The organism is Nocardioides sp. Z30_9 (assembly GCF_058215735.1).
In genome coordinates this window covers 1013537-1027005 of sequence record NZ_JBZAJF010000001.1, presented here as the reverse complement: position 1 = coordinate 1027005, position 13469 = coordinate 1013537, and the positions used below count along the sequence as shown (strand labels likewise).

The following is a 13469-nucleotide window of genomic DNA, read 5'->3' as shown; positions in this document are numbered from 1 at the left end:
GCGCTGAGCGCTCACCTCGCGACGAGCACCGCGACACCGATCCACCCACGAGGGCGTTCCTGAGACCATCGGGAGCGTCCTTGTGTCTTTTCACCGACCCCTGATCCACCTGTATCGAGAGGAGCCGACGATGGCAGTGCCGACGTTCATCGACCGCGTGACGCTGCACATCGTCGCGGGGCGCGGAGGAAACGGAGTGGCCTCCGTCCACCGGGAGAAGTTCAAGCCGCTGGGTGGTCCCGACGGCGGGAACGGCGGGCCGGGCGGCTCGGTGATCCTGCGGGTCGACCCCGACGTCACCACGCTGATCGACTACCACCACAGCGCCAAGCGCGTCGCCCAGCACGGCGGTCACGGCGCCGGCGGGCACCGCAACGGCCACCACGGCGAGGACCTGGTCCTGCCCGTCCCCGACGGCACCGTGGTCACCGACGAGTCCGGTACCGTCCTGGCCGACCTGGTCGGGCCCGGCACCGAGATGGTGATCGCCGAGGGTGGTCGCGGCGGACTGGGCAACGCCGCGCTCGCCTCGGCCAAGCGCAAGGCACCCGGGTTCGCCCTGCTCGGGGAGCCGGGCCAGGAGCTCGTCGTCCGGTTCGAGCTCAAGGTCGTCGCGGACGTGGGCCTGGTCGGGTTCCCCAGCGCCGGCAAGTCGAGCCTGATCGCCGCGCTGTCTCGAGCCCGTCCCAAGATCGCGGACTACCCGTTCACCACGCTGGTCCCCAACCTGGGCGTGGTCAAGGCCGGTGACACCACGTTCACCGTGGCCGACGTACCCGGGCTGATCGAGGGCGCCAGCGAGGGCCGCGGCCTGGGACACGACTTCCTGCGGCACATCGAGCGCTGCGCCGCGATCGTGCACGTGGTCGACCTGGCCACGATGGAGCCGGGCCGAAACCCCTTGGGCGACGTCCAGGTCATCGAGCAGGAGCTCCAGCGGTACGGCGGTCTCGAGGACCGTCCCCGCCTGGTCGCGCTGAACAAGGTCGACGTCCCCGACGGTCGCGACATGGCCGAGATGGTCGCCGACGACGTCCGCGCACTGGGGTGGCAGGTCTTCGCGGTGAGCGCGTCGAGCCACGAGGGCCTGCGCGAGCTGATGTTCGCGATGGCCGGCGTCGTGGCAGCGCGTCGTGCCGAGGAGCCGGTCAAGGAGACTACCCGGATCGTGATCCGGCCCAAGTCGGTCACCGGAGCCACCGAGTTCACCGTCAAGCCGGTCAAGACCGAGGACGGCGCCGACGGCTGGCGGGTCCGCGGCGAGAAGCCCGAGCGCTGGATCCGCCAGACCGACTTCGGCAACGAGGAGGCGGTGGGCTTCCTGGCCGACCGCCTCAACCGCCTCGGCGTGGAGGACAAGCTGATCGCGCTCGGAGCGGCCGAGGGCGACGCGGTGCTCATCGGTGACCCGGCCAACGCGGTGGTCTTCGACTTCAAGCCCAGCGTCGACGCCGGAGCGCAGATGCTCGGGCGCCGCGGCGAGGACCAGCGCCTGCGCGAGGACCGGCCGGCGGCCGGACGACGTCGCGCGATCGACGAGCTGATGCCCGAGCGCGGTGAGTCCGAGGTCCGTGCCGACGTCGCCCGACGCCTCGACCAGTCCTCGACGAGCGAGAGCGAGGACGAGGAAGAGGGTCACGCGTGACGCGTGAGCGCGTGACCAGTGCGGCCAGGGTCGTGGTGAAGGTCGGGTCGTCCTCGTTGACCACCGCTGCCGGCGGGATCGACGTCGCCCGGGTCCGCCACCTGGTGGACAGCCTGATCGGCGTCCGTGAGCGTGGGGCCGACCTGGTCCTGGTGTCCTCGGGAGCCATCGCGGCCGGCCTGTCGCCCTTGGCCTTCAAACGACGCCCACGCGACCTGGCTCGCCAGCAGGCGGCCGCGTCGGTGGGGCAGGGACTCCTGGTCCACCACTACACCGTGGAGTTCGCCCGTCACGGCCAGGTCACCGGCCAGGTGCTGCTCACCCTGGACGACGTGACCCGGCGCAGCCACTACCGCAACGCCCAGCGCACCTTCGACAAGCTGCTCGAGCTCGGTGTCGTCCCGATCGTGAACGAGAACGACACCGTGGCCACCTCCGAGATCCGGTTCGGCGACAACGACCGGCTCGCGGCGCTCACCGCCCACCTCGTCCACGCCGACCTGCTGGTGCTGCTCTCCGACGTCGACGGGCTCTACGACGCGCCCCCGTCCCTGGCCACCAGCCGCCGTATCGACGAGGTCACCGACTGGAGCGAGCTCGAGGGCGTCCGGGTGGGTCGTGCGGGCTCCGGAGTCGGGACCGGCGGGATGAACACCAAGCTCGAGGCCGCCCGGATCGCCACCGGCGCCGACATCCCCGTGGTGCTCACCGACATGGCGCACGCCCGCGAGGCCGTGGCCGGCGAGACCACCGGCACCTTCTTCCATCCCACCGGGCGCCGGCGCCCGAGCCGGCTGCTCTGGCTGGCGCACGCCACCGAGGCCAAGGGACGGGTGGTCCTCGACGAGGGAGCCGTCCGTGCGCTCACCGAGCGGCGGGCCTCGCTCCTGCCGGCGGGCATCACCGGGGTCGCGGGCGGGTTCGTGGCCGGTGATCCGATCGACCTCGTCGACGAGCGCGGCCGGGTGGTGGCCCGCGGGCTGGTCAACTACGACGCCAAGGAGCTTCCCGGGCTGCTGGGTCGCTCCACCCGTGACCTCGCACGCGAGCTCGGTGCGGCGTACGAGCGTGAGGTCGTCCACCGCGACGACCTGATCGTGCTGTGAGCGCGCCGAATTCCCGGTTTCCCTCCACGCGCTGTCCAGGTGGTGGACACTTGAGGTGCCGGGCAGCTGCACGGCAGGTTCGCGGGGGAGCTGAGTGATCAAGGCCGTACGCCACTGGCACGTGACGCTGACGCTTGCCGGCGCGCCCGCAGAACCGCTCCTGGTCCGGAGCGCGATGCAGCGACTCAGCGACGAGCACCAGTTCCTCGACTCCGTGCAGTCCACGGGGCACTCGGTCGAGATCCAGTTCTGGGACGAGGGCGAGACCATGCTCGACGTCGCCTCGCTGGCGATGCGGCTGTGGACCGACCATCGTGACTCGGCCCGGCTCCCGGACTGGGAGATCGTCGGCCTGGAGATCGTGGAGAAGGACGTTCGCGAGAAGCGCAGCGCCCTGGGGCGACGCGCCTGACCCGTACCGGTCACTGCTCGATATCCTTGCACCATGCCCACTTCCGCGTTCACCACCGTCGCCACGCGTGCCCGGGCAGCCGCCAACGACCTCGCGCTGGCGACCCGCGCCACCAAGGACGCCGCCCTCGAGGCGATGGCAGTGGCGTTGCTCGACGACGCCGAGAGACTGCTGGCCGCCAACGCCGCCGACCTCGAGGCGGCGGCTGCGTCGGGCACCCCCGAGCACCTTCTCGACCGGCTCCGCCTCGATCCCGACCGCCTGGCAGCGATGGCCCAGGGGCTGCGCGACGTGGCCGCGCTGCCCGACCCCGTCGGTGAGGTGCTGCGCGGCTCCACCCTCGCCAACGGCCTCCAGCTGCGCCAGGTCAGGGTGCCGTTCGGGGTCGTCGGGATCATCTACGAGGCTCGCCCCAACGTCACCGCGGACGCCGCCGGCATCTGCCTCAAGAGCGGCAACGCCGTGCTCCTGCGCGGCTCCTCCAGCGCGGCACGGTCCAACGCCGCGATCGTGGACACCCTGCGGCGTGCGGCACAGGAGTCGGGGCTGTCCCCGGACGTGGTCCAGGTCGTCCCGGGGGAGGGGCACGAGTCGGTCAAGGAGCTGATGCGCGCCCGTGGCCTGGTCGACGTGCTGATCCCGCGAGGCGGCGCCGGACTGATCGCCTCGGTGGTCGAGGAGTCCACCGTTCCGGTGATCGAGACCGGCGTCGGCAACTGCCACGTGTACGTCGACTCCGCCGCCGACCTCGACATGGCCGAGCGGATCGTGCTGAACGCCAAGACCCAGCGCACCTCGGTGTGCAACGCCGCGGAGTCGCTGCTGGTGCACGCGGACGTGGCCGCCGAGTTCGTACCGCGGATCGTGCGCGCGCTCCAGGACGCCGGAGTCACCGTGCACGGCGACGACGTGTTCGCCGAGGAGGCGGACGTGGTGCCCGCCACCGAGGAGGACTGGGGCACCGAGTACCTCGCGCTGGAGATCTCGGCTGCCGTCGTACCCTCGCTCGATGCCGCGATCGCGCACATCCGCGAGCACTCCTCGGGCCACTCCGAGGCGATCGTCACCGACTCGCAGTCCAGCGCGCAGCGCTTCGTCGCGGCCGTGGACTCCGCTGCGGTGCTGGTGAACGCCTCCACCCGGTTCACCGACGGTGGCGAGTTCGGGTTCGGCGCCGAGATCGGCATCTCCACCCAGAAGCTGCACGCGCGTGGGCCGATGGGCCTGCCCGAGATGACGTCGAGCAAGTACGTCGTCACGGGCGACGGCCACGTCCGGTGAGGTTGATCTGGCTCACCTTCGGGTTCGGCGCCGTCTCCGCAGTCATCCCGATCTTCAACATGGAGGCGTACATCTCGGTGATGTACGCGAACAACCCGGAGCGTTCCGCGCTGGCGCTGGCCTTCGTCGGCTCGCTGGGACAGAACATCGGCAAGCTGGTCTGGTACTACCTGTCCCTCGGAGCCCTGGACATCCCCTGGCTGAAGAAGCGGATGGACACCCCCAAGCGGCAGGCCAGCTTCAACAAGTGGCGCAGCTACGTCCAGGGCCGCCCGGCGATGAGCGGCCTGCTGACGTTCGTCTCCGCGGCCGTGGGCTTCCCGCCGTTCTTCGCGATGGCGATGGTGGCCGGCACGTTGCGGATGAACGTGGTGGTCTTCTTCTTCGCCGGCCTGGCCGGCCGGACGCTGTTCTTCTGGGCCTGGTTGGTGGGCGTGGGACTCATCTTCAACTGAGGCTCCGGCCCCCGTCCTCGAACCGGCGCCGCGGGCGCGCAAGCGGCTCCGCGAGCAGCCCCTCGGCCTCTGCGATGCCGCAGGCGCCACGGGGAGCCGGTGCCGTTAGGCTGTGCCCATGCTGAATCTCCTACTGCTGCCGCTGCAAGCCGAGGAAGGCGCCGGACTGGCGCCGTTCGCCATCGGTATCGGCGCCCTGCTGGTCCTGCTGGCCATGCTCTTCGCGCTGCTGGCCTTCGGCAAGGGACGCGAGCACTCCTGAGCGCCGCCACCTCCTCCGTCTCGCCGGACCCGATCGTGGACGAGCCCGCACCCGCGCCGCCACGTCGCCGTGTCGGCGTGATGGGTGGCACCTTCGATCCGATCCACCACGGCCACCTCGTGGCCGCGAGCGAGGTGCAGGCGTGGTTCGACCTCGACGAGGTCGTCTTCGTCCCGACGGGGGAGCCCTGGCAGAAGTCGGACCGCGAGGTCTCCACGGCCGAGCACCGCTACCTGATGACGGTCATCGCGACCGCCTCCAACCCGCGGTTCACCGTCTCCCGCGTCGACATCGACCGCGGTGGCCCGACGTACACGATCGACACGCTGCGCGACCTCACCGAGGCGCTGCCCGGCTCGGATCTGTACTTCATCACCGGTGCGGACGCACTCGCCGAGATCTTCACCTGGCGTGACGCCGAGGAGCTGTTCGGCCTGGCCCGGTTCGTGGGCTGTACCCGCCCGGGCTACGAGATGCTGCCGAGCACGCTGCACGGGATCCCTGCGGACCGGGTCACGATCCTGGAGATCCCCGCGCTGGCGATCTCCTCCTCCGAGTGCCGCGAGCGTCGCGCGAAGGGCGAGCCCGTCTGGTACCTCGTGCCCGACGGCGTGGTCCAGTACATCGCCAAGCACGACCTCTACTCCATGAAGGTGCAGACCTGATGACCGCAACAGAGCGCGCCGTCGAGCTGGTGCACGCGGCCGCACGTGCGGCCTCGGACAAGCTGGCCGAGAACATCCTCGCCTTCGACGTCAGCGACCAGCTGGTGATCACCGACGCGTTCCTGATCGCCTCGGGTGGCAACGAGCGGCAGGTCCGGTCCATCGTCGACGAGATCGAGGACAAGCTCCGCGAGCACGGCGCGAAGCCGGTACGCCGCGAGGGTGAGCGTGACGGCCGCTGGGTGCTGATCGACTACGCCGAGATCGTGGTGCACGTGCAGCACACCGAGGAGCGCGAGTTCTACGCCCTCGAGCGGCTCTGGCGCGACTGCCCGGTGATCGCACTGCCCAAGGACGTGACCTCCGGCCGTGGCCGCTGACGCGTCGCCGCCGGTGCTCGACCCGGGCGGGCGCGGACGCCGGGTGATCCTCGTCCGGCACGGGCAGACCGCCTGGAACGCCGAGGGGCGTGCCCAGGGCCACCTGGACGTCGGCCTCGACGACACCGGGCGGCAGCAGGCCGAGGCGATGGCGCTCGCCCTGGCCGACATCGAACCGACCCTGCTCGTCTCCAGCGACCTCACGCGGGCCCGCGAGACCGCGGCCTTCCTGGAGAAGCAGACCGGCCTCACCGCCGTTGAGGACCCGCGGTGGCGGGAGTACGACCTCGGCGAGCGAGCCGGGCTGACCCTCGCCGAGTTCGGGGAGCGCATCGGCGTGCAGTTCGAGGGGTGGTGGGACGTGCACGCGCACGTCGAGGTGCCCGGAGCGGAGTCCCCCGAGGAGCTCGCGGCCCGGGTGCTCCCTGCGTTCGAGGAGGTCCTGGACTCCTTGGGGGAGGAGCAGACCGCGATCGTGGTGACCCACGGCGCCTCGCTGCGGGTGGCGATCGCCGGCATCCTGGGCTGGTCGCTGTCGGCAGCCGACGGCATGGAGGCGATGCAGAACTGCGCCTGGGCGACGTTGGCGGAGACCGGTCCCGGGCGGCTCCGGCTCTCCTCCTACAACCGGACGGCGACGCAGCCACCCCCCGATTAGCGTCACCGGAGGACGTTGGATAAGATTCCCGACGTTGCCCGGACGAGGGCAATGGGGGGCTGTGGCGCAGCTGGTAGCGCACTTGCATGGCATGCAAGGGGTCAGGGGTTCGAATCCCCTCAGCTCCACCCGAAACACCAGGTCAAAGGCTATGTCGGAGTCCTCTCAGGAGGGTGAAGGCATGGCCTTTGGACATTTATTGGACACTTATTCGTCGCTGAGCGTGGCGTCGTGGAACCCCATCGTTGGTTCTGGAGGTGCCTCGGGTGGCCTCGTGCACCTGGGTGTCATGGACACCTCCACCAGCACCCACGTCGCCATCGAACCGGTTCTCACGCTCAGTGAGCTGGCCGCGCATCTCTCGGTCACGGTGCAGACGCTCTACGACCTGCGCAGCAAGGGTCGTGGACCGCGTGGGTTCAGGGTGGGCCGCGAGCTGAGGTTTCGCCAGTCCGAGGTGGACGCGTGGCTGGAGCGCCTGGAGGCCTCCGACAGCGCACGACACCCATCCCAGGGGCAAGGGTGAGCGCCGGGCGGCCGCGCACGAGCGTGGGGACCTTCGGGCAGGTCGGTCTCGTCGACCTTGGTGGCCGGTACCGCGCAATCACTCGCTTCCGCGACACTGACGGCCGGCTCCGGAAAGTCACCGCGACGGCGAGGTCTCGGCGAGCGGCCCAAGCGCTGCTCAAGGAGCGGCTGCTCAGCAGGCCCGGCTACGGCAACGGGGGGCTGCTGAGCCTGTCCAGCCCGTTCGGTGACCTGGTCGAGCTGTGGCTCGGTGATCTGGAGCTGCGCGACATCGCCGAGAACACTAAGGACAACTACCGAGACGACCTGCGGCTGCACGTGCGACCGTTCTTCGAGCACTTCACCCTCGGGGAGATCACCACCGGGCGGGTGGAGTGGTTCCTGAAGGCCGAGCGAGCGGTGTCCCACTCACGGGCCAAGCACTCGCGCACCGTGTTGAACCAGCTGTTCACCTTCGCCCTGCGCCATGACGCCATGGGGCGCAACCCGGTGGAGGGCACTTCGCAGCTGGTGAGACCGAAGAACCAGATCCAGGCACTGACCCTCGAGCAGGTCCAGGCAATCCGGGTCGCGGCTGCTGCGTGGCGCACTGACCCGGGCCTGAGCGGCCCCAGACCCGATGGGCAGGTCCGCGACCTCATCGAGGTCCTGCTCGGCACCTCGATGCGACCCGGGGAGGCGCTGGCGCTGAGGCCGTGCGACATAGCCGAAGGCCGGCGCGGGATGGTCGCGCATGTCCAAGGCACAGTTGTGTACCGGCAGGGCCACGGCACCTCCCGCCAGAACCACCCCAAGACGGACTCCTCGGTGCGGCAGGTCCCGGTGCCGACCTTCGCAGCCCAGGTGCTGCGCCGTCGGATCGCGAACCTTGGCCCACAGAACAGTGAGCGCACCATCTTCGCCAACCGCAGCGGTGGCCCGCTCAGCACGCACAACGTCCGGCGCACGTTCCGGGAGTTCCTGATCCTCGCCGGGCTCGGCGACTCCGGGATCACGCCACGGTGGTACCGACGCACAGGCGCCACCGTCCTGGCTCGCGGGCTTGGTGTGGACGTGGCTGCCACCCACCTGGGCCACGCCTCGACATCGATCACCGAAGGTCACTACATCGAGCCCGATCGCACGGTCGACTTCGCTCCCGCGCACCTGCTCGAAACCGCGCTCCGGCCGGTGGCCCCCGATCCAGGCCTCCTCGCGCAGCCCGAGACCGACGAGGAGGACCGACTGCTCGAAGAGATCGACCCGCGTGAGGACACAGGGTCGATCGATGTGGCATGACTGGGGGCCCATCGCGCCCAGGATCCGTCGTACGCGCACATCAGGTCGATCGCGAGCAGCACTTCGAACGGTCACATGCCGATCGCGCCGTTATCGCCGCGGCTGTCGGGTCGGTGGAGGATGGCCGCTTCGAGCTCGGCCCGGCTCTGCGCCGCTCCCGTGGGTGGCCTCGGCTTGGGTGGTTCAGTTCGACGGTCCAGAGGGGCGATGTCGAGGAGTCCGGGCCCGACGGGGGAGGTGATGGGGATGTACCGCGCCCGGGCTGGTTTGACGAGTCGGACGGCGGCCTCGTCGATTCGAGGAAACGGAACACGGAGGAAGTAGAGGCGCTCGCTGGCGCCGCGGTCGAGGATCTGCACAATTCGTTCATCGACCCGGGCGAAGAGCTGATCCAGTTGGCGCACCGCAGCGGGGTCGGCAAGCTCCGAGGCATGGAGTCGTCGGACACGAGATGCCGCAACAGATGCTTGCCCGGCAGACAGTCTGCCGTCGCCGAGCTTGCCGCCCAGGTCGCGCGTCTGGTGGATCAGCCGGGTGTAGGTCGCCTCCCGGGCGCGCCATTGGGCAGCATGATCGGGGTCGCTTACTGCAACAAGCAGCGCTGCTGTGTGCGAGACGATGCGCTGGGAGTCGAGGACGACTCGGAGGCTGCGGGGGTCGGGGAACGTGCCGAGGTGGACGAGCATGTTGTGCTCGGCGTCTAGCAGGCCAGTGATCCCGGGCCGGGCGGGCCCGTCGATGGTCGCGGGGGCGGGGCGCCACCCACGCAAGTCGACCGTGTAGTCGGGTTCGTCGTGGCGTGCGAAGGCTGTGCAGTTCTCCGCCGCTCGTCTGAGTCGACTCTGGTCCTTGACGGGGCGCCAGCCTGGGATGTTGGCGTAGCGGCGGTCGAGGCCAACGACGGCGCGGGCGACTTCGGCTGCGTCCTTGAGGATGGTCTTGCATTGCGCGTCGGAGAGCCGGCCGTACGCGAGGCCGGCGTCGAAGTCGTGCTCACCCAGCGCCGCGGCCCGGGCCGCTCGTCGCCAGGTCTCGAGCATCGGGAAGGCCTGCTCACTGGCGAGCTCCTCCAGGTGCGGGAGACCCGGGGCGGACTCCCCGGTAGCCGCTTCCAGCCGGAATCGCAGCTCCTGAGCTGGAGTGCGCCTGAGAGGGCTGATCTTCTCGAGGTCGATCCGCGGGCTGGCGGCACACACGGCCTGGAGACACCAGGTCAGGACCGACTGACGGTAGCGGGCGATCTGCTCACCGAGGTTCGTGCGCTCCTCCACGGTGGTGGACTCGGGCACCGTGTGGAGCCCTCGGCCGCCGAGGCGTTGCTGGATCCTGTGCTGACGCAGTAGCACGGCGAGCTCGGCGCGCAGTTCGCTGGAGTTCTCGCCGTACATCAGGGGACGTCCTGCTCGCGCGCGGCGAGGAGCATGTCCAGGACCAGCTCGACCTGGAGAGCATCGACGCCGTGCTCGACGAGGTCCTCGATCGCGGACTCGGCAACGCAGAACAAGACGTCGCGCTCATCGAGGCCAACAGCGCTGATACCGGGGATGTGGTCGCCGTGCATCCAGTCGAGCTGGAGCAGGACTCGTTCGTACTCCACGGACGCGTCGAAGGTCTGCGCGAGATCGGCCAGCGCAGCGAGATGGGAGCGGGCCTCGGCGAGGGTGAGCGCGTGGGCGAGCAACATGGACTGTCTCCTTCGCTCGGAGCGGACTAAACGGCTCGGCTCTGTCACCGCTACCGCCAGTGGCGTGTTCGGGCCTGGGGAACAGACGTGGCTGTGGGCATCTCGGGGGAGTGAGAGGTCTGGGACCTAGGTGGCCGCGCGGACGCGCTCCTCGATGCGGCGTCTTGCTGCGACGTCGTTGAGGACGAACTGCACGAAGTCGGCGTCGCGGTCCTCGATCAGGACCTCGCGGCTGGGCTGGACCGTCCGTTCGCCTGGCCACGCGGTCTGCCTGGTGGCCCGATCCCGGTCGAGTCGTGTTCCCGACGTGGAGACCCACTCCCGGAGCCGGTTCCGGGCGTCAGCGAAGTCGCGATGCCACGCGAGCGGACCTGAGGGTGAGGCATCGGGGTCGTAGGAGTTCAGCCAGTGCTCGTGCAGGGCCGAGAGCTCCCAGACGAGTTCGTCGTGTCGGTGCCAGAGGGGCGGGATCACGGTCGGCGGCAGCCCGTAGGTCGCGCGCAGCCAGTTCACCCAGGCGTTCAGATCGAGCCACTGACCCTCGGCCTCGTCGCCGGAGAGCAGGTTCCAGTTGATCGGGTGCAGCGGAGCGTCCTCCCGGTCGGAAGATCCGTAGGACGCAAAGGGACCGCCGAATTCCGGGAGCTCGTCGCCCTCGCGTTCAAGCCCCAGCAAGGAAGGCTGGGCGATGTCGAAGTCGGTCATCGACCTGCTCGATCAGATGCTGACGGCCCGCGGCGCCCGCGCGCCAGCGGTGACCTGTTGGCCGGGGGCGTCGGGTTGCCGTGGCGCTGTGCGGTCCACGGCGTACTTCGTGCGAGCCAGGTCGTGACCGATGCGGCGGGCGACGAACTCCTCGCGTGACTCGGTCGCGCCGTTCTTGTCCACGTCGTACTGGTGGGTGTAGCCGGACGCGACGAACTGGTCACCGACCTTGAACCGGGCATAGGCCCGCTCGGCGCTGGCGCCGAACAGGACCATGTCGTGGTACGTCGGGTCCAGGCGCGTGAAGGTGGCGTCCGGCTCCTTGCGGAAGTGCTCGACACCGACGCGGGCGTAGCACCTGGCGGTGCCCTTGTCGGTGAACGTGAGCTGGGGTGGTGAAGCGACGAAACCATGCAGGCTCATCTGGGTGGGAATCGTCATCACTGACTCCTGCCGTCGCGCGACGCCTCGAACGGGGTCGCTCTCAGCAGGGAGGTGCGCAGCCGCGACCTTCGATGTCGTTCGACGCGGGGTCACAGAGGTCCGTAGCGCGCGACTGCGGTGTAGTGCCCGCGCCATGTTCATCGAGGCCCGGCCGGAGCTGGACATCTTGCGGCAGACTGAGCCCCGATCGCCCATCGTCTGTCGTGAGGAACTCTGTGAGTACGCTCGGTAGCTTCATCTGGTCGATCGCCGACCAGCTCCGCGGCCCTTACCGGCCCAACCAGTACGGCACCGTGATCCTCCCCCTCACGATCCTGCGACGGCTCGACTGCATCCTCGAGCCGGACCGCGCAACGGTGCGTGAGTTGGCCGCGAAGTACGAGAACCCCAACCGACTCAAGGTCGAGGTCACCAAGGCCACCGGGCGACCGTTCTACAACACCTCGAACTACTCCTTCGCCAACCTTCTCGCCGACGCAGACGGGCTGGCTGACAACCTCACCGACTACGTCGACCGGTTCTCCGCAGACGTCGACGTGTTCGAGTACTTCGAGTTCAAGAAGGAGATCCTCGCCCTGGAGAAGTCGGGTCTTCTGCGCGAGGTCGTCAAGGCATTCGCCGCCATCGACCTGCACCCGGACGAGGTGTCGAATTCCGACATGGGCGATGCCTTCGAATACATCATCCGCAAGTTCAACGAGGCCGCGAACGAGACCTCCGGTGACCACTACACGCCGCGCGACGCGATCAAGCTGCTGGTCGACCTGCTCTTCGCCGAGAAGGACGCCGACCTGACCGGCGCCGGCATCGTCCGCACACTCTACGACCCCACCGCCGGCACAGGCGGCATGCTCTCCCTGGCCGAGGAGCACCTGCTCGCACAGAATCCTGATGCGCGGCTCAGCCTCTACGGCCAGGAGTACAACCCGCAGTCCTACGCGATCTGCAAGTCGGACCTGCTGGCCAAGGGCCACAACGCGACCAGCATCGCCTTCGGCAACACGCTGACCGACGATGCGTTCAAGGGTCGCCAGTTCGACTTCTGCATGTCCAACCCGCCTTATGGGGTGGACTGGAAGCAGTACGCCAAGGCGATCACCAAGGAACGCGACGAAGCCGGTCCCTACGGCCGGTTTGCCCCGGGGCTCCCGGCGACCTCGGACGGGCAGATGCTCTTCCTGCTCCACCTGGCCCACAAGATGAGGGCACCCGAGGACGGCGGCGGCCGGGTCGGGATCGTCATGAACGGATCGCCGCTGTTCAACGGGGGAGCCGGATCCGGGCCCTCCAACATCCGCCAGTGGCTGCTGGAGAACGACTTGGTCGAAGCCATCGTCGCGCTGCCGACCAACATGTTCTTCAACACCGGCATCGCCACCTACATCTGGATCCTGGACAACTCCAAGCATCCCGAGCGAAAGGGCGTGGTCCAACTCATCGACGGCACCTCGTTCTGGACCAAGATGCGCAAGAACCTCGGCTCCAAGGGCCGCGAGATCAGCGACGTCGACCGCGCTCAGGTCGTCCGCCTTTACGCCGAGTTCACCGACGCCGACCCGGACTTCTCGAAGGTTCTCTCCAACGACGAGTTCGGCTACTGGACCATCACCGTCGAGCGCCCGCTCCTCGACGAATTTGGGAACGAGGTCGTCGACCGCAAGGGCAAGCCCAAGTCCGACTCGAAGAAGCGCGACACCGAGAACGTGCCCTTCACCTACGGCGGCTCCACCGCTGGTGCGGCCGGCATGACCGAGGTGATCGACGCCTACTTCGACACCGAGGTGAAGCCCCACGTCGAGGATGCCTCGATCGACTGGACCAAGACCAAGACCGGCTACGAGATCCCGTTCACCCGCCACTTCTACAAGTACGTCGCACCTCGACCTCTGGCCGAGATCGACGCTGACCTCGAGAAGCAGGTCGCCAAGATCCTCGAGCTCTTGCGAGAGGTCGAGCAGTGAATAGC

Annotated in this window: 16 protein-coding genes and 1 tRNA gene; 13 read left to right on the top strand and 4 right to left on the bottom strand. The window is 69.0% G+C overall.

The features are described from left to right. Positions 1-130 precede the first annotated feature (130 nt). From obgE to AC4BGB_RS05045, 12 genes are all read left to right on the top strand, one after another. Positions 131-1645 carry a GTPase ObgE gene (gene obgE / locus AC4BGB_RS05100; protein ID WP_490545317.1) on the top strand — a complete coding sequence of 505 codons (1515 nt, stop codon included), beginning with the start codon at positions 131-133 and terminating at the stop codon, positions 1643-1645. Further along, positions 1642-2751, top strand: a complete 1110-nt coding sequence (proB, locus tag AC4BGB_RS05095) for a glutamate 5-kinase (protein ID WP_490545313.1) — start codon at positions 1642-1644, stop codon at positions 2749-2751. The genes obgE and proB overlap by 4 nt, the downstream gene beginning before the upstream one ends. Before the next feature lie 94 nt (positions 2752-2845). Beyond that, positions 2846-3163 (top strand): DUF8830 family protein, encoded by a 318-nt coding sequence (locus AC4BGB_RS05090; RefSeq protein ID WP_490545310.1) that lies wholly within the window; start codon positions 2846-2848, stop codon positions 3161-3163. Between the two features lie 33 nt (positions 3164-3196). Beyond that, positions 3197-4444 (top strand): glutamate-5-semialdehyde dehydrogenase, encoded by a 1248-nt coding sequence (locus AC4BGB_RS05085; protein ID WP_490545308.1) that lies wholly within the window; start codon positions 3197-3199, stop codon positions 4442-4444. Continuing rightward, positions 4441-4899 carry a hypothetical protein gene (locus AC4BGB_RS05080; RefSeq protein WP_490545305.1) on the top strand — a complete coding sequence of 153 codons (459 nt, stop codon included), beginning with the start codon at positions 4441-4443 and terminating at the stop codon, positions 4897-4899. Before AC4BGB_RS05085 ends, AC4BGB_RS05080 begins: the two co-directional genes overlap by 4 nt. Before the next feature lie 118 nt (positions 4900-5017). Further along, the gene (locus tag AC4BGB_RS05075) at positions 5018-5161 is read left to right on the top strand and encodes a hypothetical protein (protein WP_490545303.1); all 144 of its coding nucleotides are present in this window, start codon (positions 5018-5020) and stop codon (positions 5159-5161) included. A 35-nt stretch (positions 5162-5196) separates the two neighbouring features. Continuing rightward, on the top strand, positions 5197-5826 hold the full coding sequence (gene nadD / locus AC4BGB_RS05070; RefSeq protein ID WP_490545302.1) for a nicotinate-nucleotide adenylyltransferase: 630 nt from the start codon (positions 5197-5199) through the stop codon (positions 5824-5826). Beyond that, on the top strand, positions 5826-6206 hold the full coding sequence (gene rsfS, locus AC4BGB_RS05065; RefSeq protein ID WP_490545300.1) for a ribosome silencing factor: 381 nt from the start codon (positions 5826-5828) through the stop codon (positions 6204-6206). The genes nadD and rsfS overlap by 1 nt, the downstream gene beginning before the upstream one ends. Beyond that, a complete protein-coding gene (locus AC4BGB_RS05060; RefSeq protein WP_490545299.1) occupies positions 6196-6864 on the top strand; it encodes a histidine phosphatase family protein in 669 nt (222 codons plus the stop codon). Before rsfS ends, AC4BGB_RS05060 begins: the two co-directional genes overlap by 11 nt. Before the next feature lie 55 nt (positions 6865-6919). Continuing rightward, a tRNA-Ala gene (locus AC4BGB_RS05055) sits at positions 6920-6992 on the top strand. Between the two features lie 53 nt (positions 6993-7045). After that, positions 7046-7390, top strand: coding sequence for a helix-turn-helix transcriptional regulator (locus AC4BGB_RS05050; protein WP_490545297.1), 345 nt, complete (start codon positions 7046-7048; stop codon positions 7388-7390). Then, on the top strand, positions 7387-8670 hold the full coding sequence (locus AC4BGB_RS05045) for a tyrosine-type recombinase/integrase (protein WP_490545295.1): 1284 nt from the start codon (positions 7387-7389) through the stop codon (positions 8668-8670). Before AC4BGB_RS05050 ends, AC4BGB_RS05045 begins: the two co-directional genes overlap by 4 nt. Before the next feature lie 71 nt (positions 8671-8741). On the opposite strand, the gene AC4BGB_RS05040 is transcribed toward AC4BGB_RS05045, so the two are convergent. From AC4BGB_RS05040 to AC4BGB_RS05025, 4 genes are all read right to left on the bottom strand, one after another. Then, the gene (locus AC4BGB_RS05040) at positions 8742-10058 is read right to left on the bottom strand and encodes a hypothetical protein (protein WP_490545294.1); all 1317 of its coding nucleotides are present in this window, start codon (positions 10056-10058) and stop codon (positions 8742-8744) included. Continuing rightward, on the bottom strand, positions 10058-10354 hold the full coding sequence (locus AC4BGB_RS05035; RefSeq protein ID WP_490545292.1) for a hypothetical protein: 297 nt from the start codon (positions 10352-10354) through the stop codon (positions 10058-10060). Before AC4BGB_RS05035 ends, AC4BGB_RS05040 begins: the two co-directional genes overlap by 1 nt. A gap of 126 nt (positions 10355-10480) precedes the next feature. Continuing rightward, a complete protein-coding gene (locus AC4BGB_RS05030) occupies positions 10481-11059 on the bottom strand; it encodes a hypothetical protein (protein ID WP_490545291.1) in 579 nt (192 codons plus the stop codon). Between the two features lie 12 nt (positions 11060-11071). Further along, on the bottom strand, positions 11072-11500 hold the full coding sequence (locus AC4BGB_RS05025; RefSeq protein ID WP_490545289.1) for a single-stranded DNA-binding protein: 429 nt from the start codon (positions 11498-11500) through the stop codon (positions 11072-11074). 218 nt (positions 11501-11718) lie between these two features. Between AC4BGB_RS05025 and AC4BGB_RS05020 the strand changes: the two genes are divergently transcribed. After that, on the top strand, positions 11719-13464 hold the full coding sequence (locus AC4BGB_RS05020) for a type I restriction-modification system subunit M (protein WP_490545287.1): 1746 nt from the start codon (positions 11719-11721) through the stop codon (positions 13462-13464). The last annotated feature ends 5 nt before the right edge of the window (positions 13465-13469 follow it).

Coding starts and splice junctions, on each gene's coding strand:
- obgE (WP_490545317.1), top strand. CDS start 131: ATGGCAGTGCCGACGTTCATCGACCGCGTGACGCTGCACATCGTCGCG.
- AC4BGB_RS05085 (WP_490545308.1), top strand. CDS start 3,197: ATGCCCACTTCCGCGTTCACCACCGTCGCCACGCGTGCCCGGGCAGCC.
- AC4BGB_RS05075 (WP_490545303.1), top strand. CDS start 5,018: ATGCTGAATCTCCTACTGCTGCCGCTGCAAGCCGAGGAAGGCGCCGGA.
- rsfS (WP_490545300.1), top strand. CDS start 5,826: ATGACCGCAACAGAGCGCGCCGTCGAGCTGGTGCACGCGGCCGCACGT.
- AC4BGB_RS05050 (WP_490545297.1), top strand. CDS start 7,046: ATGGCCTTTGGACATTTATTGGACACTTATTCGTCGCTGAGCGTGGCG.
- AC4BGB_RS05040 (WP_490545294.1), bottom strand. CDS start 10,058: ATGTACGGCGAGAACTCCAGCGAACTGCGCGCCGAGCTCGCCGTGCTA.
- AC4BGB_RS05035 (WP_490545292.1), bottom strand. CDS start 10,354: ATGTTGCTCGCCCACGCGCTCACCCTCGCCGAGGCCCGCTCCCATCTC.
- AC4BGB_RS05030 (WP_490545291.1), bottom strand. CDS start 11,059: ATGACCGACTTCGACATCGCCCAGCCTTCCTTGCTGGGGCTTGAACGC.
- AC4BGB_RS05025 (WP_490545289.1), bottom strand. CDS start 11,500: ATGACGATTCCCACCCAGATGAGCCTGCATGGTTTCGTCGCTTCACCA.